At 71.7% G+C, this 21,577-nt stretch carries 17 protein-coding genes; 1 reads left to right on the top strand and 16 read right to left on the bottom strand.

Annotation, left to right across the window (positions count from 1 at the left end; translation table 11 throughout):
- Positions 1 to 58 precede the first annotated feature (58 nt).
- The 13 genes from obgE to F6W97_RS35455 all read right to left on the bottom strand — a co-directional run bounded on the left by obgE (position 59) and on the right by F6W97_RS35455 (position 16,168).
- Positions 59 to 1,543, bottom strand: a complete 1,485-nt coding sequence (gene obgE, locus F6W97_RS35395) for a GTPase ObgE (RefSeq protein WP_155374921.1) — start codon at positions 1,541 to 1,543, stop codon at positions 59 to 61.
- A 345-nt stretch (positions 1,544 to 1,888) separates the two neighbouring features.
- The gene (gene rpmA, locus F6W97_RS35400; protein ID WP_155374922.1) at positions 1,889 to 2,146 is read right to left on the bottom strand and encodes a 50S ribosomal protein L27; all 258 of its coding nucleotides are present in this window, start codon (positions 2,144 to 2,146) and stop codon (positions 1,889 to 1,891) included.
- Positions 2,147 to 2,154: 8 nt separating this feature from the next.
- Complete coding sequence (rplU, locus tag F6W97_RS35405) at positions 2,155 to 2,469, bottom strand: 50S ribosomal protein L21 (protein WP_155374923.1); 315 nt, start codon at positions 2,467 to 2,469, stop codon at positions 2,155 to 2,157.
- Between the two features lie 248 nt (positions 2,470 to 2,717).
- A complete protein-coding gene (locus tag F6W97_RS35410) occupies positions 2,718 to 3,197 on the bottom strand; it encodes a hypothetical protein (protein WP_155374924.1) in 480 nt (159 codons plus the stop codon).
- 163 nt (positions 3,198 to 3,360) lie between these two features.
- On the bottom strand, positions 3,361 to 3,882 hold the full coding sequence (locus F6W97_RS35415; RefSeq protein WP_155374925.1) for a hypothetical protein: 522 nt from the start codon (positions 3,880 to 3,882) through the stop codon (positions 3,361 to 3,363).
- Between the two features lie 112 nt (positions 3,883 to 3,994).
- On the bottom strand, positions 3,995 to 4,486 hold the full coding sequence (locus tag F6W97_RS35420; RefSeq protein WP_155374926.1) for a hypothetical protein: 492 nt from the start codon (positions 4,484 to 4,486) through the stop codon (positions 3,995 to 3,997).
- Positions 4,487 to 4,557: 71 nt separating this feature from the next.
- Positions 4,558 to 5,100 (bottom strand): hypothetical protein, encoded by a 543-nt coding sequence (locus F6W97_RS35425; protein ID WP_155374927.1) that lies wholly within the window; start codon positions 5,098 to 5,100, stop codon positions 4,558 to 4,560.
- A 123-nt stretch (positions 5,101 to 5,223) separates the two neighbouring features.
- Complete coding sequence (locus F6W97_RS35430) at positions 5,224 to 7,911, bottom strand: Rne/Rng family ribonuclease (protein WP_155374928.1); 2,688 nt, start codon at positions 7,909 to 7,911, stop codon at positions 5,224 to 5,226.
- A gap of 156 nt (positions 7,912 to 8,067) precedes the next feature.
- Positions 8,068 to 8,823 (bottom strand): TIGR03936 family radical SAM-associated protein, encoded by a 756-nt coding sequence (locus F6W97_RS35435; RefSeq protein ID WP_155374965.1) that lies wholly within the window; start codon positions 8,821 to 8,823, stop codon positions 8,068 to 8,070.
- A 46-nt stretch (positions 8,824 to 8,869) separates the two neighbouring features.
- A complete protein-coding gene (locus F6W97_RS35440) occupies positions 8,870 to 10,822 on the bottom strand; it encodes a TIGR03960 family B12-binding radical SAM protein (RefSeq protein ID WP_155374929.1) in 1,953 nt (650 codons plus the stop codon).
- Between the two features lie 81 nt (positions 10,823 to 10,903).
- Complete coding sequence (locus F6W97_RS35445) at positions 10,904 to 11,596, bottom strand: lysophospholipid acyltransferase family protein (RefSeq protein ID WP_155374930.1); 693 nt, start codon at positions 11,594 to 11,596, stop codon at positions 10,904 to 10,906.
- Positions 11,597 to 11,832: 236 nt separating this feature from the next.
- Positions 11,833 to 14,946 carry an isoleucine--tRNA ligase gene (gene ileS / locus F6W97_RS35450; protein WP_155374931.1) on the bottom strand — a complete coding sequence of 1,038 codons (3,114 nt, stop codon included), beginning with the start codon at positions 14,944 to 14,946 and terminating at the stop codon, positions 11,833 to 11,835.
- A gap of 265 nt (positions 14,947 to 15,211) precedes the next feature.
- On the bottom strand, positions 15,212 to 16,168 hold the full coding sequence (locus F6W97_RS35455) for a terpene synthase family protein (RefSeq protein ID WP_155374932.1): 957 nt from the start codon (positions 16,166 to 16,168) through the stop codon (positions 15,212 to 15,214).
- Positions 16,169 to 16,571: 403 nt separating this feature from the next.
- Between F6W97_RS35455 and F6W97_RS35460 the strand changes: the two genes are divergently transcribed.
- Complete coding sequence (locus F6W97_RS35460; protein ID WP_155374933.1) at positions 16,572 to 17,207, top strand: PASTA domain-containing protein; 636 nt, start codon at positions 16,572 to 16,574, stop codon at positions 17,205 to 17,207.
- A 126-nt stretch (positions 17,208 to 17,333) separates the two neighbouring features.
- On the opposite strand, the gene F6W97_RS35465 is transcribed toward F6W97_RS35460, so the two are convergent.
- Genes F6W97_RS35465 through ndk form a run of 3 tightly spaced genes read right to left on the bottom strand, consistent with a single transcriptional unit; the run spans position 17,334 to position 21,532 of the window.
- Positions 17,334 to 19,781: a DUF7824 domain-containing protein gene (locus F6W97_RS35465; RefSeq protein ID WP_155374934.1), complete on the bottom strand. Its 2,448-nt coding sequence runs from the start codon at positions 19,779 to 19,781 to the stop codon at positions 17,334 to 17,336.
- Positions 19,778 to 21,100 (bottom strand): SWIM zinc finger family protein, encoded by a 1,323-nt coding sequence (locus F6W97_RS35470; RefSeq protein ID WP_155374935.1) that lies wholly within the window; start codon positions 21,098 to 21,100, stop codon positions 19,778 to 19,780. The genes F6W97_RS35465 and F6W97_RS35470 overlap by 4 nt, the downstream gene beginning before the upstream one ends.
- A gap of 21 nt (positions 21,101 to 21,121) precedes the next feature.
- Positions 21,122 to 21,532: a nucleoside-diphosphate kinase gene (gene ndk / locus F6W97_RS35475; RefSeq protein ID WP_155374936.1), complete on the bottom strand. Its 411-nt coding sequence runs from the start codon at positions 21,530 to 21,532 to the stop codon at positions 21,122 to 21,124.
- Positions 21,533 to 21,577 lie beyond the last annotated feature (45 nt).

The raw sequence follows: 21,577 nt of genomic DNA on the forward strand, positions 1-21,577 counted from the left end.
AGATGGCGGACACTGTCACCGAACCTTTACTTAACAGTGTCCGCCCTGGTACCGCAGCCTAAAGATCGTCGTCGTCCTCGTCGGCGAGCGGCATGTCCTTCTCGTCGGGCAGCCACTCGTCGCCCGCGGTGTCGCCTTCCTCGCGCTGACGTCGCGCCTTGCGGGCGGCGAGCCGCTCCGCGGCCCGCGGCCGGGTGATGTCGTCCTCGAGGCGCTCGTCGGTGTAGCGGTTGCCAGGCGTGAAGTCCTTGCCCGCGTAGATCGTGGGCTGCCAGTCGAACTCGCGCTCGCCGATGCGCACCGGGTCGCCCGGCTGCGCGCCCAGCTTGCGGAGCTTGTCCTCCACGCCCAGCCGGGCCAGCCGGTCGGCGAGGTAGCCGACGGCCTCGGCGTTGTCGAACGTGGTCTGGCGGACCCAGCGCTCGGGCTTGCTGCCGCTGACCACCCAGACGCCCGCGCGGTCCTGGGTGATGTCGAAGCCCGAGTCGTCGACGGCCTTCGGGCGCAGCACGATGCGGGTGGGCTCCAGCACGGGCGTGGCCGCGCGGTGCTCCTCCACCATCCGGGCCAGCGCGTACACGAGCTCCGTGAGGCCCTCGCGGGTCGCCGCGCTGACCTGGTAGATCGGCCAGCCGAACTTCTCCAGGTCAGGGGTGGTGATGTCGGCCAGGTCCCGGCCGTCCGGAACGTCGATCTTGTTCAGCACGATGATCCGGGGCCGGTCCCCGAGCCCGCCGTACTGCGCCAGCTCCGATTCGAGAGCCTCGATGTCGGCCACCGGGTCGCGGTCGGTCTCCAGCGTCGCGGTGTCCACCACGTGGGCCAGCACCGCGGTGCGCTCGATGTGGCGCAGGAACTCCAGGCCCAGGCCCTTGCCCGTGGCCGCGCCCGGGATCAGGCCCGGCACGTCGGCGACGGTGAACACGTGCTCGCCGGCCTGCACCACGCCCAGGTTCGGCACCAGCGTGGTGAACGGGTAGTCGGCGATCTTCGGCTTGGCCGCGGAGATCACCGAGATCAGCGAGGACTTGCCCGCGCTCGGGAAACCCACCAGGCCCACGTCGGCGACACTCTTCAGCTCGACGACCACGTCGAGGTGGTCACCGGGCTCGCCGAGCTCGGCGAAACCGGGCGCCTTGCGCCGGGAGCTGGCCAGGGCCGCGTTGCCGCGTCCGCCGCGTCCACCGCGGGCGATCTCCAGCGTGGTGCCGGGGCCGACGAGGTCGGCGATGATCTGGCCGTCCAGCGTCTGCACGACCGTGCCGGAGGGCACCTTGAGGATCAGGTCGCCGCCGTTGGCGCCCTCGCGGTTGTTGCCCGCGCCGCCCTTGCCGTTGGTCGCCTTGATGTGCGGGTGGAAGTGGAAGTCGAGCAGCGTGTGCACGTTGGGGTCGACCTCCATCAGGATGCCGCCACCGTGCCCGCCGTTGCCGCCGTCCGGTCCCCCGAACGGCTTGAACTTCTCGCGGTGGATGGACACGCAGCCGTGGCCGCCGTCACCCGCCTGCAGGTGCAGCACCACACGATCCACGAACGTCGCCACGTTCCATCCTCCACATACGTCGATCCAAAAAACAGCATATGCCCGCTTACACCCACCCAGCCCGCCCCCGCCCCTGCCGCAACTCTTAAAGAGTCGCGGCCTCGTCGGCTTCCCGAAGCCGCATGTCTTCAAGACTTGCGGCACGGGGGGTCGAAGGGCGGCGCGGCCGGTCGGCGCGGGCGTGCCCCCTAGGGCAGCGCACGGTGGGGGCCGGGTGTTCCGGGCTGCGGCGTTAGCCGCGTCTCACTGCGCCGCTTCCGGGGGCGGCTCAGCGGCCACGACTGACGCCGGAAATGGCAAGAGGCGGGAGGGCGCTTCGCGCGCCCTCCCGCCTCTGACGAACTGTCAGGCCTGGACCGGAACGATGTTCACGGTCTTGCGGCCCCGCTTGAGACCGAACTGCACCGAGCCCGCGGCGAGCGCGAACAGCGTGTCGTCGCCGCCACGGCCGACCAGGTCGCCCGGGTGGAACTTGGTGCCGCGCTGGCGGATGAGGATCTCGCCGGCGCTGACGACCTGACCGCCGAAGCGCTTCACGCCGAGTCGCTGGGCGGCGGAGTCGCGACCGTTGCGCGAGCTGGATGCACCCTTTTTATGTGCCATCTCGAGGCCTACTTCCCGCTCTTGATGCCGGTGACCTTGACCTGGGTCAGCGGCTGACGGTGACCCTGCCGCTTGTGGTAGCCGGTCTTGTTCTTGAACTTGTGGATCCGGATCTTCGGGCCCTTGGTGTGGGCCACGACCTCGCCGGAAACAGAAACCTTGGCAAGCTTCGCCGCGTCGGTCACCAGGTCGCTGCCATCAACAAGCAGCACTGCGGACAGCGCCACCACGTCGCCGGGCGCGCCCGCGAGCTTCTCGACCTCGATCACGTCGCCCTCGGCGACCTTGTACTGCTTGCCGCCGGTCTTGACGATCGCGTACATGAGACGCGGACTCCTGTCGTAGGTGCTGGCGGTTGGTTCATCGACCCGCGAGGCGGGCCGAGTCTTCACTACTTGTTGCGCTCGGCAGTCCTGGCCGAAGACGGCCGGCACACACGCACGCATGCAGCGCCCTGTGATGGGCACCGTGGAGAAGACTACGTCATGCCCGACCCGATGCCCAAACCGGGCACCCCCTGGCCCGACACGCGGTGATGGCGATCACCGCGCGCCGGGGCCGGGTCGGTTCGTCAGGCGCTCTTGCAGAGCGTCTCGACCTTCTCGCCCGCCGAGCTGAACTCAGGCGAGGACAGGGCGGCCTCGATCTTGGTGGCGTCACCGTTGGCGGCGACCACGGCAGCCCCGGCGTTCTGCAGCGCCTTGAGGTCGGCCTCGACGGCCGCCTTCAGCTCGGCGTCCGCGATGGTGTTGACGTCCTTGCTGTACGCGGCCTGGAAGTCGGTGAGCAGCTTGGTGAGCTTCGGCACCGCAGCCTGCTGGGTGGCCGGGTTGAGCATCTCCGGCAGGATGACCGCGCCCTGGGTCTTGAAATCGGCGGCGGCCTTGGTCAGGTTGGCGCAGGCCGTCTTCTTGTCGACACCGGCGGGGGCGGCCGCAGAGGTCGCCGCGCCGGGGGTGGGGGTGCTGGTCGCCTCGGGCTCGGTGTCCGCGCACGCTGCGGCGCCGAACAGGGCGAGGCCGAGGGTGGCGGTGGCCAGAATCCGTCGCATGTTCTTCCCTATCTATACGGGGTGATACGGGCGCGTCGCCGTCGGCAGCGACACCCGTTGGTACTTGCTGTATGGCCGCGGATTCAGCTTCGTACACACCGAACCCGCGTCTGCGGCCACCGTGGCAGCCTAGCCACGACGGTCACAGAGATCACCAGGAGCCTCAGGGGGCACAGATCGCCATGGTCTTGCTCTCGTGGATGTCGAACTGCTCGCCGTCGAGGACCTCGATCACCTTGTCGACGTCCTCGCCCGCGGCGGCCACGGCCTGCTGCCCCGCGATGAAGGTCGCGAGATCCGTGTCGAGGGCCGCCTTAAGGCCGGCGTCGGCGGTGTCCGCGGCGATCTCGGCAAGCGCGGAGCTGTAGTCGTTGAGCGCCTTGGCGAGCTCCGGCAGGTGGGGCTTCGCCTTCGCCGAGTCGTCGAGGGCCGCACCCACGATCTTGGTGGTCGCCGCCAGCACGGCCAGGCCGGTGCCGAGGCTCAGCTGGGTGTACGCGAGGCAGGTCGCGTCCTTGCCCTTGGTCCCGGTGGGCGCGGCCGGCGCGGCCGGCGCGGCTGAGGAGGCGGCCGGGGCCGGGGCGGCCGACGACGGGCCGGCTGCGGTCTCGGCCGGGTCCGCGGTGCAGGCGGCCGCACCGAGCAGGGTCAGGCCGAGGACGGCGGTGGTCAGAACACGGCGCATGTGCGGAAGGCTTCCTTCGGTGCGGAAGAGGTGACGGCAGCGACGAAGCTGCCCCGGGCGTGGCTCGCCCGGGGCAGCTTAGGGAAGCCGGATGACGGCCGGATAACAGACGTCAGGGGCAGATCCTGGCCAGCGGCATGATCCAGGCCAGCAGCGCCGGCGTGAGCTTCGCCTCAAGTTCGGAGATCTTGGTGACGCCGTCGAGGAACGCCAGGTCGACGCCGGTCTGCCGGACGTTCGCGGCCACCTGGTCGAAGGCGGCCTTGACCGCCGGGTCGACGGCGACCGCGCCGACTCCCGTGATCTGGGTCTCCAGGGCGGTGAGCGCGTCGCGCAGCTTGGTCTCCGCGGCCTGCTTCTTCGCCTCGTCGGTGCCGGCCCGCGCGGTGAGCAGGCCGCCGATCGCGGTCGTCAGGTCGGTACGGGCCTTGCCGTTGAAGACCTTGTCGAACTCGGCGCAGACCGCCTTGGCGTCCGTCGAGCCGCTCGGCGCGGGCAGGGCGGCCGCGCTGGGCGCCGTCGCCGGGGCGGGCTTGTCGTCGGCGCATGCGGTCGCGCCGAGCAGGGACGCGCCCACCAGGACGGCGGTCAGAAAACGTCGCATGAGGGGGTGGCTCCTTCAGGGGTGGGGCGGGACGACCGTGCCATGAGGGGCGGCGCGGTCGCCGTACGTCGTCAGGCTGCCGGGCAGATGTCGTTCAGCGCCTCGTTGGCCTTGGTCAGCTCCGGGCTGAACAGGATCTGCTGCATCTTCGAGGGGTCCTCGGCAAGCTTCTGCGGGTCGCCCAGCTGGGCCACCGAGGCGTCCAGCGCCTTGGCGACGTCCTCCAGCGCCTTGCGCAGCTTCGGGTCGGACGTCTTGGCCGCCTCGGCCTTCACCGTGGTGGACAGCCCCACGTAGTCCTTGGTCAGCTCGTCGAAGAAGACCTTGACCTTGTCCGGGTCGCTCAGCGACTCGCCCAGCTCCTGGGCCCTGGTAACCAGCTTCGAGACGAACTTCTTGCTCTCGGCGATCACCGCGGCGCAGGTCGCCTTCGGGTCGGTGCTGCCGGTGACCGCGCCGGAGGTGCTGGGCGCGACGCCCGCACCCGGGCTGACGTCGGTCGACGCGCCCGCGGAGGGCACCGAGCCGGCGTCCGGCCGCACCGGGTCGCCCGAGCAGGCGGTGGCGGTGAACAGCGCCGCGGCGAGCACGGCGGCGGCGAGGATGCGTCGCATGGGGGTCCTCCAGGGCTCTTCAGGGGTGCCGGACAGCGAACTGCCCGGGGGATGTGCACATACCCCGGGCAGCTTACGCAAGTCCCCCGCCGGCGTATCAGCCGCGAGCGATCTGAAGTCGGTCTACGGGCGGGTGCGCCGCCGACCGCCGCGGCGGGTGCGCCGCCTGGTGGGCGTGTCGCCGCCGTCCTCACCGGGCTCCTCGCCCGCCTCGCCGACCTCGCCGACCTCGTCGTCGTCCTCGACGGCCGCCGACTCGTACCGGGACAGGTCGTAACCCTCGGTGTCGAAGTACGCGGGCTCCGCGGCCTTCTGCTGCTTCGGCGCGGGCGGCGCCGCGGCGGCCTGCTTGACCTGCGCGGGCGGCCGCTCCACCGGCGGCGCGGCCTGCTGCACCGGCGCCCGGCGCTCCGAGACGGGCTCGGTGTGGATGATGACCCCGCGGCCCTTGCAGTGCTCGCACGGCTCGCTGAACGCCTCCAGCAGGCCGGCCCCGATGCGCTTGCGCGTCATCTGCACCAGGCCCAGCGAGGTGATCTCGGTGACCTGGTGCTTGGTCCGGTCCCGGCCCAGGCACTCGGTCAGCCGGCGCAGCACCAGCTCGCGGTTGCTCTCCAGCACCATGTCGATGAAGTCGATCACCACGATGCCGCCGAGGTCGCGCAGCCGCAGCTGGCGCACGATCTCCTCGGCCGCCTCCAGGTTGTTGCGGGTGACCGTCTCCTCCAGGTTGCCGCCGACACCGGTGTACTTGCCGGTGTTGACGTCGACGACGGTCATCGCCTCGGTGCGGTCGAACACCAGGTGGCCGCCGGAGGGCAGGAACACCTTGCGGTCCAGGCCCTTGAGGATCTGCTCGTCGATGCGGTACGTCGCGAACACGTCGGAGACGCCGGTGTGCCGGTGCACCCGGTCCACTAGGTCCGGCGACACGTGCCCGAGGTAGCCCTGCACGGTGTCGTAGGCGTTGTCGCCCTGCACCACGAGTTCCTTGAAGTCCTCGTTGAACAGGTCGCGGACCACCCGGACGACCAGGTCGGGCTCGCCGTAGAGCAGCGCGGGCGCGCCGCCCTCGGACGCCTTGGCCTGGATGTCCTCCCACTGCGACTGCAGCCGCAGCACGTCGCGCTCCAGGTCCTCCTCGGAGGCGCCCTCGGCGGCGGTGCGCACGATCACGCCCGCGCCCTCGGGGACCAGCTTCTTGAGGATGTCCCGCAGCCGCTTGCGCTCCACGTCGGACAGCTTGCGGCTGATGCCGGAGGCGTTGCCGTTGGGCACGTACACCAGGTGCCGGCCGGACAGCGCGACGTGGCTGGACAGCCGCGCGCCCTTGTGCCCGATCGGGTCCTTGGTCACCTGCACCAGCACGGAGTCGCCGGACTTCAGCGCCTGCTCGATGGAGCGGGCCCGCCCCTCCAGCCCAGCCGCGTCCCAGTTGACCTCACCGGCGTAGAGCACCGCGTTGCGGCCCCGGCCCAGGTCGACGAAGGCGGCCTCCATACTCGGCAGCACGTTCTGCACCTTGCCCAGGTACACGTTGCCGACCATGGTGGCGGTGGCGGCCCGGGTGACGTAGTGCTCGACGAGCACGCCGTCCTCCATGACCGCGATCTGGGTGCGGTCCGGGTTCTCGCGGATGACCATGACCCGGTCGACCGCCTCGCGGCGGGCCAGGAACTCGGACTCGGTCAGGATCGGCGGGCGGGTGCGGCGCTGCTCGCGGCCGTCCCGGCGGCGCTGGCGCTTGGCCTCCAGCCGGGTCGACCCGGAGACGCCCTGCACCTCGTCGCTGACGGCGCGCGGCTCGCGGATGCGCACCACGGTGTGCACGCCGTCCTCGGCCTCGCCGCCCTCGTCCCCGGCGCCCTTGCGGCGGCGACGGCGACGGCGGCGGGTCAGCGGCTCACCGTCTTCGTCGGTCGCCTCCTCCTCGGCCTCGACGGCCTCGGGCTGCTCCTCGTCGCCGTTGTCGTCCGCGCCGCCCTTGCCCCGGCCACGGCCACGACGGCCCCGGCGGCGGCGGGCGCGCGCGTTCTCCTCGGTCTCGTCCTCGTCGGCCTCCTCGTCGGCGGCGACGGGCTCGGCGGCCTCCGCCTCGACGACGGCCTCCTCCTCGTCCCGGCCGCGGCGGCGCTTGCGGCGGCGGCTGGTCTCGGCCGGCTCCACCGCCTCCACGGGCTCCTCGACGACGGGGCGTGCGGCGACCACGGGGCGCACCGGCGCGGCCGTCGCCTCGGGCGCCATGAACAGCACCGACGGGGCCAGCCGGCGCGGGGCTCCGCCCACCTGCTCGGCCGCCGCGGCGGCGGCTTCGACCGCCTCCTCGTCCTCTTCGGCTTCCTCGGCGAGCGCTTCGGCCACGGTGGGCGCGAGCTCGTCGACGGCCGGGAGTACAGGCTCGATTACGTCGTTCGCCCCAGACTCGCCGGAGATGTCCGGCTCTGCGGCTTTCTTCCGACGGCGGGTCGCCTTCTTGACCGGTGCCGCCTCCTCCGAGGCCGCCTCGGTGTCGTCCGCGGCCTCCGCGGCCACGGCCGCGACGGTGCGCTTGCGGGTGCGCCGACGAGCGGGCGCAGCCTCAGGCTCCGCGTCCTCAGCCGGTGCGTCAGGGGCCGGCGTCGTGGGCTGGGCCATCGCGGGCTCAGGCGTCGCGCGAGCGGGCTCGGGCGTCGCAGGCGCGCCCGTGACGGCGTCGCCGCCGGTGTTCTCGCCGGTCACGGAGCCAGGCTGGTCAGCCGGGGCCGCACCGGGCGGGGTCTGCGAAACGTTGTCGGCATTCTCGTGCCGATCTGCGGGCTCGTGGTCGAGCATCCGGACTGTTCTCCAGTTCTGGCGGTCCCGGGCGCGTAACAACGCAGCCACTCAGGAGCACACCGGTGTTTGCCGCCGGGGTCGCCCGTACAAGCGCCTGTGGAGGCGCTCAGACGGGCATCCGCCGAAGTCTGCCGAGAGCGGTGACCGGTCGGGTCAACGCTCGCCGATGGCGACGGGCTCGCGATCCGCGTCGAGCGGATCCACGATCTCCCCCTGGGGGGTCAGCGTGCCCTGTGCCAGCCGGGTCGCCCTGGCACTTTTCAGTGAATGGGGCGCCGACGGCTCCAGGTCCGCAACCACGCGCAGGCCGGACAGGACGTCATCGGGCCGTACGGAGGGAGTGACCTGCCGCACGACAAGGTCGAGTATCGCACACGGGGCGGTCACGACCACGCCAGGTGGTGAGGTCTGTGACGAGACGGCCGCGATGGACGCCACGGCGTCCCTGGTGTCGAACGTGCGCCGGCCCTGCTTGGTCATGCGCTCGACCAGCACCTCACTCTGCGCGACGAAGGCCGCCACGGCGGCGGCGAGCTGCTCGTCGGTCACCCCGGGCAGCTCGATGCGCCACGACGACGCGGTGATCCGGTCGGCCAGGCTGCCGGTCGTGACCGCCTCCACGGCCTCGGTCACGTCCAGGCCGGGCGACAGCGCCGCGTCGAGCGCCTTGGCCAGGTCCGCCGGGTCGACCCGCTCGCGCAGGCCGATCTCCAGGTACTCCGCCTCGGAGGCCACCCCGGTCGGCGCGGCGCTGGCGAAGGAGATCTTCGGGTGCGGGGTGAAGCCCTGCGAGAAGGCGATCGGGATGCCCGCCCGGTGGATCGCCCGCTCGACGGCGCGGGCGAAGTCGCGGTGCGAGGTGAAGCGCATCGGGCCGCGCTTGGTGTAGCGGAGCCGGATGCGCTGCACGACGGGGGCCTGACCGCCCGTCGGCTGGTTCTTGGTGCGTCCCACGTCAGGCCTCCGCGGGCACGCGCAGGCCGGTGTTGACCGGCGTGATGGGCAGCAGCTTCTGGCCGGTCGGCCCGATCTGGATGCTGGTGTCCATCGACGGGCACACGCCGCAGTCGAAGCACGGCGTCCAGCGGCAGTCGTCCTGCTCGTACTCGGTGAGCGCGTCCTGCCAGTCCTGCCAGAGCCAGTCCTTGTCCAGGCCCGAGTCCAGGTGGTCCCAGGGCAGCACCTCGGCCTGCTCGCGCTCGCGGATGGTGAACCAGTCCAGGTCCACGCCGAAGCCCGGCAGCACCGCCTCGGCGGCGTCCACCCAGCGGCGGTACGAGAAGTGCTCGCTCCAGCCGTCGAAGCGCTGGCCGTCCTCCCACACCTTGCGGATGACCGCGCCGACGCGGCGGTCACCGCGCGCCAGCAGGCCCTCGATCAGCGAGGGCTCGCCGTCGTGGTAGCGGAAGCCGATGGCCCGGCCCAGCGAGCGGTCCGAGTTGATCTCGTTCTTGAGCGCCTTGAGCCGCGCGTCGATGACCTCGGGGCGCTCCATCGCGGCCCACTGGAACGGGGTGTGCGGCTTGGGCACGAACCCGCCGATGGACACGGTGCAGCGGATGTCCTTGCTGCCGGTGGCCTGGCGGCCGGACTTGATGACGTTGTGCGCCAGCCGGGCGATCTGCAGCACGTCCTCGTCGGTCTCGGTGGGCAGGCCGCACATGAAGTACAGCTTCACCTGCCGCCAGCCGTTGGAGTAGGCCGTGGTGACGGTGCGGATCAGGTCCTCCTCCGACACCATCTTGTTGATCACCTTGCGGATGCGCTCCGACCCGCCCTCGGGCGCGAAGGTCAGACCGGTGCGCCGCCCGTTGCGGGACAGCTCCTGCGCCAGGTCGATGTTGAACGCGTCCACCCGGGTGCTGGGCAGCGACAGCGACACGTTGGTGCCCTGGTACTGGTCGGCCAGCCCGGAGCAGATGTCGCCGATCTCGGAGTGGTCGGCGCTGGACAGCGACAGCAGGCCCACCTCGGTGAAGCCGGAGAACTCCAGCCCGTCGTGCACCATCTGCGCCACCGTGGTGATGGAGCGCTCGCGCACCGGACGGGTGATCATGCCGGCCTGGCAGAAGCGGCAGCCCCGGGTGCAGCCCCGGAAGATCTCCACGGCGAACCGCTCGTGCACCGTCTCGGCCAGCGGCACCAGCGGCTTCTTCGGGTACGGCCACGCGTCGAGGTCCATGGTGGTGCGCTTGTGCACCCGGAACGGCACGCCCGGACGGTTGGGCACCACGCGCTGGATGCGGCCGTCGGGCAGGTAGTCCACGTCGTAGAAGCGCGGCACGTACACCGACTCGGTCTTCGCCAGGCGCAGCAGGATCTCGTCGCGGCCGCCGGGGCTGCCCTCGCGCTTCCACGCGGCGACGATGTCGGTGATCTCCAGCACGGCTTCCTCGCCGTCGCCGAGCACGGCGGCGTCGATGAAGTCGGCGATCGGCTCCGGGTTGAACGCGGCGTGGCCGCCCGCGACCACGATCGGGTGCGAGTCGTCGCGGTCGGCGGCCACCAGCGGGATCTGCGCCAGGCTCAGCTCGGTGAGCATGTTGGTGTAGCCCAGCTCGGTCGAGAAGGACAGGCCGAACAGGTCGAAGTCGCCGACCGCGCGGTGGCTGTCGACGGTGAACTGCGGCACGCCGCGCTCGCGCATCAGCTGCTCGAGGTCCGGCCAGACCGCGTAGGTGCGCTCGGCGAGCACGTCGTCGCGCTCGTTGAGCACCTCGTACAGGATCTGCACGCCCTGGTTGGGCAGGCCCACCTCATAGGCGTCCGGGTACGACAGCACCCAGCGGACAGTGGCCGACTCCCATGGTTTGACCACGGCGCCCAGCTCACCACCGATGTACTGGATCGGCTTGCTGACCAGAGGCAGCAACTGCTCAAGCTGGGGAAATACCGACTCGCCACGCATGGGTATCAAGGGTACGCGGTCGCACACGAGCACCGGACCTCGGGCGATAACGAACCCGGTGTCCGGTTGCGACCTGCGTGTCTACTGTTCCGCGTCGCCGGAGCTTCGCTTCGGAGCGTACCGGGACACATACTCCTGGCCGGTCATCTGCTGGATGGCCATCATCACGGTGTCCGTGATCTCACGCGCGGCGGTGCTGGCGGACTCGGCGTCCTTCCATGCCCCGACCTCGATCGGCTTACCGAACTTCACGGTGACCTGGCCCGGCTTCAGCGACGGCAGCGCCTGGCCGATGGGCTGCACCTTCTCGGTGCCGATCATGCCGACCGGGATGATCGGGACGTCGGCGGCGAGCGCGAGCCGCGCGGCGCCGGTGCGCCCGCGGTAGAGCCGGCCGTCCGGCGACCGGGTGCCCTCGGGGTAGACGGCGACCAGGCCGCCCTCCTGGAGCACCGGGATGGCCGCGTCGAACGCGCTCAGCGCGGCCCGGCCGCCGGAGCGGTGCACCGGGATCGCGCCCAGGCCGCCCATCAGCGTGCGGAAGAACAGGCCGCTCAGGCCGGTGCCGACGAAGTAGTCCTCCTTGGCCCAGAAGGAGATGTGCCGGCCGACCGCGGAGCCGAGGAACAGCTCGTCCGCCACGGAGAGGTGGTTGCCCGCGAAGATCGCGCCGCCGGTGGCGGGGATGTGCTCCGCGCCCTCGATCGTGGGGCGCCAGCCGAGCTTGATCGCGGGCGCCACCGTCCACAATCCGACCGTATAGAGCACCGGCACTTTCTGCCTCCACAGGTGATGAGCTAGCCGGCCAGTGAACTTACCGTAGTCCTCTGAGCGGGCCCATACCCCCGGAACAGATCGCCTATGCGCCCGGAGTCTGAGATACTCCGCGACCCCGACGAGGCCTTCGCTACGGCCTTGAGCTGGGCATATTTTGCACCGGATACGGAACGGCGCGCCCCCTGTGACATTTCCGGCACAGGGGGCGCGCCTCGATCGGTGAATCCCGACGGTCAGCTGCGGACGACCGCCACCGTGACGTCGCCGCCGTCGCCGGCCTCGCCGGTGAAGCCGCCGTCGACCGCGCCGAAGCTCACGCTGTCGGCCAGCGTCTCGGCCGCCAGGAACGCCTGGTGCGTACGCACCGCCGTCGCCACCTCGTCGGAGGCCTGCACGGTCAGCGCGATCCGGTCGGTGATGGCCAGATCCGCCTCACGGCGGGCCTGCTGCACCACCCGGACCACGTCCCGGGCCAGGCCCTCGGCCTCCAGCTCCGGGGTGACCGCGGTGTCCAGCACGACGACACCGGCGTCGCCGGGCAGCGGGGCCGAGTGCTCCGCGTCGGCCGCGACCAGCTTCAGCTCGTACTCGCCCTCCTGCAGGGTGACCCCGGAGGCGACGGGAGCGCCGTCGACCAGCGTCCACTCCCCCGCCTTGACCGCCTTGATCACCTGCTGCACCGAGCCGCCGACGCGCGGGCCGAGCACCCGCGGCACCACCGTGAGCACCTGCTCGCAGTGGCCGGTCAGGTCGTCGCTCAGCTCGACCGACTTCACGTTGACCTCGTCGGCGATCAGCTCCGCGAACCCGCGCAGCGCCGACGCGTCCGGCGTCGCCACGGTCAGCGAGGACAGCGGCAGCCGTACCCGCAGGCCCTTGGCCTTGCGCAGCGACAGCGCCGCCGAGCAGACCTCGCGCACCCGGTCCATGGTGGCGACCAGGTCGTGGTCGGCCGGCAGCGTCGCCGCGTCCGGCCAGTCGGCCAGATGCGCCGAGCGCTGCCCGGTCAGGCCGCGCCAGATCTCCTCCGCGGTCAGCGGGGCCAGCGGTGCGACCACCCGGGCCACCGTCTCCAGCACCGTGTAGAGGGTGTCGAAGGCGTCGGCGTCCCCGGCCCAGAAGCGGTCCCGGCTGCGGCGCACGTACCAGTTGGTCAGCGCGTCCAGATAGGTCCGCACCCCGGCGCAGGCCGCCGACAGGTCGTATGCGTCGAGCTGGGCCGTCGTGGTCTCCACCAGTTCCCGGGTCTTGGCCAGCACGTAGCGGTCGAGCACGTGCGTGGAGTCGGTCCGGAGCCGGGCGGTGTGCCCGGCGGCGTTGGCGTAGAGCGTGAAGAAGTAGTACACGTTCCACAGCGGCAGCAGCACCTGGCGCACCGAGTCCCGGATGCCCGACTCGTTGACCGCCATGTCGCCGCCGCGCAGCACCGGACTGCTCATCAGCATCCAGCGCATCGCGTCCGCGCCGTAGCGGTCGAACATCTCGTAGACGTCCGGGTAGTTGCGCAGGCTCTTGGACATCTTGCGGCCGTCGCTGCCCTGCAGGATGCCGTGGCTCACGCAGCTGCGGAACGCAGGCCGGTCGAACAGCGCGGTGGCCAGCACGTGCATGGTGTAGAACCAGCCGCGCGTCTGTCCGATGTACTCGACTATGAAGTCGCCCGGGTAGTGGTTCTCGAACCACTCGGTGTTCTCGAACGGGTAGTGCACCTGGGCGAACGGCATCGAGCCGGACTCGAACCAGCAGTCCAGCACCTCGGGCACCCGGCGCATGGTCGAGTTGCCCGTCGGGTCGTCCGGGTTCGGCCGGGTCAGCTCGTCGACGTACGGGCGGTGCAGGTCGGTGACCTTGACGCCGAAGTCCTCTTCGAGCTGTGCCAGCGAGCCGTACACGTCGGTGCGCGGGTAGTTCGGGTCGTCGGAGACCCACACCGGGATCGGCGAGCCCCAGAACCGGTTCCGGCTGATCGACCAGTCCCGGGCGTTGCTCAGCCACTTGCCGAACGAGCCGTCCTTGACGTGCTCCGGGGTCCAGCTGATCTGCTGGTTCAGCTCGACCATGCGGTCGCGGAACGCGGTCACCTTCACGAACCAGCTCGACACCGCCTTGTAGACCAGCGGGGTGTCACACCGCCAGCAGTGCGGGTACGAGTGGGTGTAGGTCTCGTGGCGCAGCACGACGCCGCGGTCCTTGAGCTCGCGGATGATCGCCTTGTTGGTGTCGAAGACCTGCTGGCCCTCGTACGCCGGGACCAGGGCCGTGAACCGCGCCCGCTCGTCGACGGTCACCACGGTCGGGATGCCCGCCGCGTTGCAGGTGTTCTGGTCGTCCTCACCGAACGCCGGCGCGAGGTGCACCACCCCGGTGCCGTCCTCGGTCGTCACGAAGTCCGCCCCGAGCACCTGGTACGCGTTCTCGCCCGCGTGCTCCACCAGGTACGGGAACAGCGGCGTGTACCGCTTGCCGACCAGGTCGGACCCCTTGACGGTGCCGGTCTGCTCGTAGCCTTCCAGCTCCTTGGCGTAGTAGCCGACCCGGGCCGCGCCCAGCAGCAGCTTCTCGCCGTCCTTCTCCAGCACCGCGTAGTCGATGTCCGGGCCGACGGCCAGCGCCAGGTTGCTCGGCAGGGTCCACGGGGTGGTCGTCCACACCGCGACCTTCTCGCCACTGTCGAGCTGGAACTTCACGGCCAGCGTCGGGTCCTGGCGGTCCTTGTAGACGTCGTCCATCCGGGTCTCGGTGTTGGACAGCGGCGTCTCGCAGCGCCAGCAGTACGCCAGCACCCGGAAGCCCTCGTACACCAGGCCCTTGTCGTGCAGGGTCTTGAAGGCCCACATGACGCTTTCCATGTAGTCCAGGTCGAGGGTCTTGTAGTCGTTGGCGAAGTCGACCCAGCGGGCCTGCCGGGTGACGTACCGCTCCCAGTCGTTGGTGTAGCGCAGCACCGAACTACGGCAGGCCTCGTTGAACTCGGCCAGGCCCATGTCGAGGATCTCGGCCTTGGTGGTGATGCCCAGCTGCTTCTCGGCCTCGACCTCGGCGGGCATGCCGTGGGTGTCCCAGCCGAACCGGCGCTCGACCCGGCGTCCGCGCATCGTCTGGTAGCGCGGCACCACGTCCTTGACGTATCCGGTCAGCAGGTGGCCGTAGTGCGGCAGGCCGTTGGCGAACGGCGGGCCGTCGTAGAAGACGAACTCGTTCGACCCCTTCGCCCCGGCGTCGCGCTGCTCCACGCTGGCCGCGAAGGTCTTGTCGGCGGCCCAGTAGTCGAGCACGCGCCGTTCCAGGGCGGGCAGGTCCGGGCTCGCCGGTACACCGTCGGCCGCGTCATGCAATGGATAAGCCATCGCGGGGCTCCCTCGTCACACTCGTCACTGTCGGTTCACAGTGCGAGGACGAGCCGGTCAGGCCCGCGGTACCACCTCGCTTGCCCGCCGCAGGTGCACGGCGGACCGCTCGTGTCGGCTGTAACGGGCCGTCCCGTCCGGTTCTACTGAGGCCCAGCGGCCCGTTCTTCCGGAGGCTCGCCGGTGATGGCCGGGTCGATGCCTGTGCGCTCCAGGTTACCGCCGCCGCTCCCCCGACCGTCCACCGGGTTTCTGGTGAGTCGCCCTACCGGGTCGGCGGCGGGTCGCCGCGGTAGCGCCCGCTGACCACGGTCCAGTCCAGGGTGCCGCGTACCGAACCGGCCACCCCGTCCAGGTGGGCATGGACCGCCGGGTCGAACTGCGTGCCGAACGACGGGACCCGGGCGCGCAGCGGGGCGAAGCCGTCCATGCGCTGCTGCCACATGTCCACGGCCTCCTGCACGGCCGCCTCGATGGACAGCTCGCGCTCGTGGGAGATCGCCAGCACCAGATTGTGGCCGCCCGCGGTGGCGATGTCCCGGTCCAGCGAGTAGAGGTCGTTGAACCAGGACAGCAGGTCCGTGCCGGCCAGCCGGACCTCGCGCAGCGCCGGGTGGTGGTAGATCGCGTCCGGCAGGTGGGTGTCCGTGGCCAGCTCGGTGAGCAGGTGCGAGATCTCCGCCGCGGACGCCGCCCGGCGCAGCTCGACGTACTCGTCGACGCCCGGCAGGTGACCCGCGGCCTTGTTCTCCGCCTCGGTGATCACCCCGTCGAGGTGCACCGCCACCGCGTCGGTGAAGCGGCCCTGCCAGGTGTCGGGCATGCGCTCGCGCAGCGCGGCCCAGATCTCGGTGAGCATCAGCCGGGCCGGCCCGGCGAAGACCTCGGTCGGGCGGTCGGAGCCGTGCAGCAGGGCCAGCAGCTCGGTGACGAAGCGGCGCAGGCGGGGCGGCTCCGGGTGCGCCGTGCCGTCGCACACGTCGTCGACCAGGTAGAACCACGCGAAGATCATCGCGAGCAGGGCTAGGTCCGGCGGTTGCGCATCGGGGAAGATCCGGCCCGCGTGTCCGGCGTACGCCTCACCCGCCAGCCAGGTCTGCCCGTCGCCGTCACTGATCAGGCCGCACTTGCGGGCCCAGCCGGTCAGGTCCTGTTCGGCGAGCGCCACATACGGCGACATGCGGGAGGTGAGGGGGCAGTCGACCGGGGGGATGGCGAACACGGCGGTCCTCCGTTCCGGGAGGCGGGATGCGGGGAGAGCCGCGCACAGCACAACACCCCGTCACGATGAGTTCACGATCCATTACACAAGTCACAAAGATCGGAGTCAATCCCTCGGACGTGCCACCTCAGCCGATCGGTGGCGTAAGCCACAACACGCGGGAATCCGACAGTGATCAGCAGGTGCTGGCAGTGCCGCGCAGGACCCGTCGGCAGGGGCCGGACAGGCGCGAAAGCACGGCCGGGGCCGGTCGGGCGGGGGTCCGCCGGTCCGGGTTGACCGTTCGGTGGCCGGGGACGCTACCGGCGGTCTAGTGACCTGGCGTTCCGCGACCGCCATCATGGCCGATGTTTGCATACGTGCTGCTGCGTGAGTACACATCGGATAGCGAGAGGCACCTGACGTGTCAGACCCCGACGAGACCACCCCCTCCCCGACCCCGCCGCCCGCTGACGACAAGGGCGGCGACTACAAGCCGGTGCACGCGGACGACAAGGACAAGGACGACAAGGACGACGACGACAAGGGCGGCCGCAAGCGCTGGCTGCTCCTGCTGCTGCTCCTCCTGCTGATCCTGCTCCTGCTGCTGTGCGGCGGCTTCGCCTACATGAAGTGGTGGCAGAAGAAGGACGTGGACCCGGCGGCGTCGCCGACCGTGGCCGCCACCGCCACCGTCGCGCCCCCGGCGGCCAGCCCCAGCGGCGCGACCGACCCCAACGCCAGTGCGAGCGCCGGCACCGGTGCGAGCGCGTCGCCCACCGCCGCCGCGTCGCCCACCGCCGCTCCGTCGCCGTCCCCGACCGCCGGACCGGCACTGATCACGGTGCCGAACGTGGTCGGCAAGAAGGCCACCGACGCCGAGAAGATCCTGACCGACGCCGGCTTCACCAACGTGAAGTTCGTCGGTGACGACGGCAAGGAACTGACCCTCCTGGTCAGCTGGAAGGTCACCAAGCAGTCCGTCAAGGCCGGCACCAAGGTAGCCGCCGACACCGCGATCACCCTCACCAACACCTCGGTCAGCAACGGCAAGGGCTGACCGAGCCGAAGGAAGGGCACCTTCTTATCGCTGGGCGTATAAGAAGGTGCCCTTCTTAACTTTGCTCGTTCCTGGCCTGCGCCGTTGCGGTCGGTTGGTGGCCGGACGAGCGCGCGGCGCCGTCGGTCACGCCGCGACCAGCGCCTGAAGTTCGCGGGCGTGGGCGACGAGGCGGCTCGTGCCGCCCCGCCCGGCGAGCGCCGTGACCTCGGACGGCAGCTGCACGACCCCGCAGGCGCGGCCGCACCGGACGGCGAGCGCCATCAGGTCGGCCGTCGCCGGGCGGGCCTTGTCCAGCGCCAGCAGGGGCGCCAGCGCCGCGACGGCGATCTGCCAGACGGCGGCAACCGCACCCGCCTGTGCGGCCTCGTCCAGCGCGGACGCGAAGCGGTTCACCTTGAGCACGCCAGCAGCGGCCAGCTCGCCCAGCTCCCGCCCGATCGCCGCCGCGTCGAGGTCGCCGGTCGCCGCCAGGCCCAGCAGCCCGTCGACGGCGGCGATCCGGTCGGTCGCCGAGCGCGCCGCGAGGCCGTACGCCAGCGCCAGCGTCACCGCCGGGCCCACTGGTCCACCGCACTCCGCCAGATGGGCCAGCAGCAGCCCGCCGCCCTCGAAGTCCAGGTCGGCCTGCGCGGCGAGGATCGGCAGCGCCGACGCGGCCACCACCTCCCGGTGCGACGGCAGCGCGGCCGCCCACAGCTGCGGCTCCTCGATGTGCCCGGGCGCCCACGTCGGACGGTCGCACCGGGCGATCGTCATCATCTCCAGGACCAGCGGGCCCGCGTGCTCCGGCGGCTTGAGCGCCACCACCCGCCGCACCGCCGGCTGGCGCTGCCACGACCAGCTCGACGGCTTGGGGTCGGCGAACTGGTCTCGCCGCAGCGACACGGGGTCGGGCACGGGCCCGCTGATCCACCGGGCGAAGGCGGCTCCGGCGGCCGAGCGCAGCCGCAGCGCCGCGGCGACCACCTGGGGATCGGTCTGGCGGGGCAGCCGCAGCAGGGCCTGCTCGAAGTCCAGCGCCCACGGCTGCCAACCGTCACGCTCGGCCTGCTCCAGCCGCCGCAGCAGCTCCGCCGGCTCCAATCGGCCGTTGGCATGGGTGGGCGTGGCCATGAGCAGCGGCACCGGCTGGCGGTTCAGCTGCACGGACATCTCCGCGAGCCGCGCCGCGAGCACCAGGTGCAGCCCGCTGCTGTTGCCACGCATCTGGCGCAGCGCCTGGACCGACACCCCACCGCCGGTGCGGAACAGGTCGGCGAGCTGCCGCCACCGGTCTGACCGCCCACTCGCGACGGCGGCGGTGAGCAGCACCTCCCGCAGCTGCTCGGACAGCTTGCCCCACCAGCCCCGATCAGCGTCCACCAGCGGACGCACCGTACGCGCCAGCGCCTCCTGGTCGCGCACCCGCCAGTACGCGATCGCGGCCAGCACCCGCTCCACGGTCGGCACCGACCGGTCCCCGTGGAGCAGCGCCGCCAGCTCCTCGCCCAGTTCCGCCACGGAACCCAGCGGCGGGCCCAGCGGTGCGGGAACAGGCACCGGCAGGGCGGCCGGCACCGGCGCGGACGGCTCGGCCACCGGCCCGGTCAGCAGCGCACCGATCTCGGCCGTGTGCCCCGGCCGCCGCCGCGCGGCCTGCCTCAGCCACGTCGTCTGCGTCTTGACCAGCGTCTTCTCCGGTCGGGCCAGCGCGACCCCGGCGACCTCGCGCAACGTGTCCCAGGCCAGCAGACCGGCTTCGTCGACCCCGCGCAGCACCCGCTGCGCGATGCCCGCGACGGTGGCGTTGCCCGCCTCCAGCAGCCTCAGGTAATCGGCGACGCTCGGTGCCGCCTCGGCCGGGGACGGGGCCAGCTCCTCGTGCAACCGGGTGTACGCCCGCAGCTCGCCAGGCTTGCCGCCCCGCAGCAACCGGGCCCGGCAACCCGCCAGCAGCAACTCGCGCAGCGACGGGTCCGCGGCGCTCAACCGCGCCAGCGCGGGCAGGAATCCGTTGCGCCCGTACGGCTGGTCCATGCTCGACCCGAGCCGGTCGTGGTGGAACAGGGCCGGCAGCAGCACCCGCGTGTACGGGCTATCCCGCAGCACCGCGTCGGTGTCGGCGGCAGCTTGCACGGTGTTCACCCAGCCGCCGACGAAGCCCTCGGTGGTGGGCACGGCGCAGCCGCTCTCCCGGACCAGGGCGTCGATCAGCGTCCAGTGGTCGCCACCGGCCCTCGGATGGGCGGCGAGGGCGTGCGCGAGGTCGCCGGCCCACGGCACGCCGCGCACCCGCAGCACCTCGCACGCGGGGTCGCCCGGCAACGACATCCAGGCGATCTCCCGGCGGCGCAGGACAGTCGCCGCCCGCTTCGCGGTGGGCGCACAGCCGAGCACGGCGACCGCGCGGGTCGTGGCCTCACGCTGCCAGTTCTGCCAGTCCGGGCGCCCGGTCCGCAGGTAGGCGACGACCTCGGGGAACGCCGCCCGGCGCTGCTTCTCGTCCGCCGCCCGCACCCAGGCGATCACCGCCTGGGCATCCCTGGCGGCGAGCGCCGCATGCAGCTTCTGCACGTCGGCCGGGGCGCTCATGCGGGCACCCGGTCGGCGACGGCGAGCCGGGCCGCGAGCTGGTGGCGGCAGGGTCCCCGGTCGCCGCGGTGCTTGGCCCACCACTGGCAGGTGCATCCGGCGGGCGCGCCGCCGACCAGCCGCACCTGGTACACCCCTTCGGTGCCGCCCACCGACGCGACGTCGCCGGACACGGTGACCGCACCGGCGTCCAGCAGCGCCCGCGCCCCGGCCAGCCGGGGGTTGAGCTTCTCCGCCGCCGCGGTGCCGAACGGCATCACCCGGTGGAAGTAGGTGGCCTCGGCGACGTCGTAGCCGACCCGCCCGGCGGTGCCCAGCAGCGCCAGCCCGGACCGGACCTGTGCCGCGGTCAGGCCGGTGGCGGTGGCCAGCGCGTCGGCGTCGAGGGTGGGCGCGAGGGCGAGCAGCTCGCTGATCCGGTCGGCCGCGTCGGCGGCGTCGTCGGAGGCCAGCGCGGACAGCACGGAGCCCTCGCCGGAGAAGCCGCGGTACGGCTCGGGCGACAGCGTCAGCGACAGCCGCAGCGTCGGCGTCTCCAGCTCCCACACCGAGGCGACGGCGCTGCTGCCGGGGCGCACGGCCGGGCCGTACACGGTGAGGTCGCCCGCGTGCCGCAGGAGCCCGCGCAGCGCGCCGAGCCGGTCCGTGCCGGCCAGGCAGACCGCTCCCGGCACGGGCCGGGCGGTCAGCCGCAGGCCCTGCCCGGCGGGCACCACCCACAACGTGTCGCGGCCCTTCGGCAGGCGGCGCAGGAAGTCGGCCGCCGCAGCGGCGCTGATCCGCACCCGCGGCTCCATGCCCGCGGTGACCGCGTGCACCTGCGCGAAGCCGCGCAGCCAGCGGCCGGGCAGCGGCACCTTGCGCTCGACGACGCTGCCGTCCATCGTGGACACGGTCAGATCCTGGGGTCCGACGGCCAGATGCAGGGGGTCCAGGCCGCCGACCCGGGCGAGCGCGAGTTGCAGCGGCACGTTCACGTCGACGTTGGTGGTGCCGTGCTCGGGACGTTCACCGTCCAGACCGGACGGCAGCACGTCCATCCGGGCGTACACGCCGCAGCAGCCGCTGAACGACTCGAACCGCAGCATGTCCTCGCTGCCGGTGACCACCGGGTCCAGGCTGGTCCAGTCGGTGCGCTGGTGGTAGCGGGCGCGGGCGACCTCGGCGACGGCGAGCAGGCCGATCGCGACGGTCTGCGGGGTGGTCATGAACCCGTCGAAGAAGCGGGGGTGCGTGCCGCACCCGCCGGACGTCTGCAACGCGAGACCCTCCGCGGTCAGCGCGGAGGGCCCCGGGTACGAATAGGTGGCTACCGACATGGCGGCCACCGTAGGGACGGGCTACGACAGTTCGGGGAACCAGAGCTTGATCTCGCGCTCGGCGGACTCGGCCGAGTCGGAGGCGTGCACCAGGTTCTCCCGGTTGGACAGGGAGAGGTCGCCGCGGATGGTGCCCGCGGCCGCGGCCCGGCCGTCGGTCGCGCCGACCAGCAGGCGGATCACCGCGACGGCCTCGTCGCCGGACACGATCGCGGCGACCAGCGGGCCGGCGGTCATGAACGCCTTGAGCGGCGGGTAGAACGCCTTCTCGACGTGCTCGGCGTAGTGCGCGTCGGCGAGGTCGGCGTCCATCGTGCGCAGCACGAGCGCGTCGACGGTCAGACCCTTGCGCTCGAAGCGCGAGATGATCTCCCCGACCAGGCCACGGCGCACCGCGTCCGGCTTGATCAGCACGAGCGAACGTTCCGCCACGAACTTCCTCCTTGAAGGCGACACATGTCCCCACCTGCGGCAACA

Origin of the sequence: Catellatospora vulcania, from assembly GCF_009720385.1 — a bacterium.
In the GTDB taxonomy this organism is placed as follows: Bacteria; Actinomycetota; Actinomycetes; order Mycobacteriales; family Micromonosporaceae; genus Catellatospora; species Catellatospora vulcania.

Coding starts and splice junctions, on each gene's coding strand:
- rpmA (WP_155374922.1), bottom strand. CDS start 2,146: ATGGCACATAAAAAGGGTGCATCCAGCTCGCGCAACGGTCGCGACTCC.
- rplU (WP_155374923.1), bottom strand. CDS start 2,469: ATGTACGCGATCGTCAAGACCGGCGGCAAGCAGTACAAGGTCGCCGAG.
- F6W97_RS35410 (WP_155374924.1), bottom strand. CDS start 3,197: ATGCGACGGATTCTGGCCACCGCCACCCTCGGCCTCGCCCTGTTCGGC.
- F6W97_RS35415 (WP_155374925.1), bottom strand. CDS start 3,882: ATGCGCCGTGTTCTGACCACCGCCGTCCTCGGCCTGACCCTGCTCGGT.
- F6W97_RS35420 (WP_155374926.1), bottom strand. CDS start 4,486: ATGCGACGTTTTCTGACCGCCGTCCTGGTGGGCGCGTCCCTGCTCGGC.
- F6W97_RS35425 (WP_155374927.1), bottom strand. CDS start 5,100: ATGCGACGCATCCTCGCCGCCGCCGTGCTCGCCGCGGCGCTGTTCACC.
- F6W97_RS35430 (WP_155374928.1), bottom strand. CDS start 7,911: ATGCTCGACCACGAGCCCGCAGATCGGCACGAGAATGCCGACAACGTT.
- F6W97_RS35440 (WP_155374929.1), bottom strand. CDS start 10,822: ATGCGTGGCGAGTCGGTATTTCCCCAGCTTGAGCAGTTGCTGCCTCTG.
- ileS (WP_155374931.1), bottom strand. CDS start 14,946: ATGGCTTATCCATTGCATGACGCGGCCGACGGTGTACCGGCGAGCCCG.
- F6W97_RS35465 (WP_155374934.1), bottom strand. CDS start 19,781: ATGAGCGCCCCGGCCGACGTGCAGAAGCTGCATGCGGCGCTCGCCGCC.
- F6W97_RS35470 (WP_155374935.1), bottom strand. CDS start 21,100: ATGTCGGTAGCCACCTATTCGTACCCGGGGCCCTCCGCGCTGACCGCG.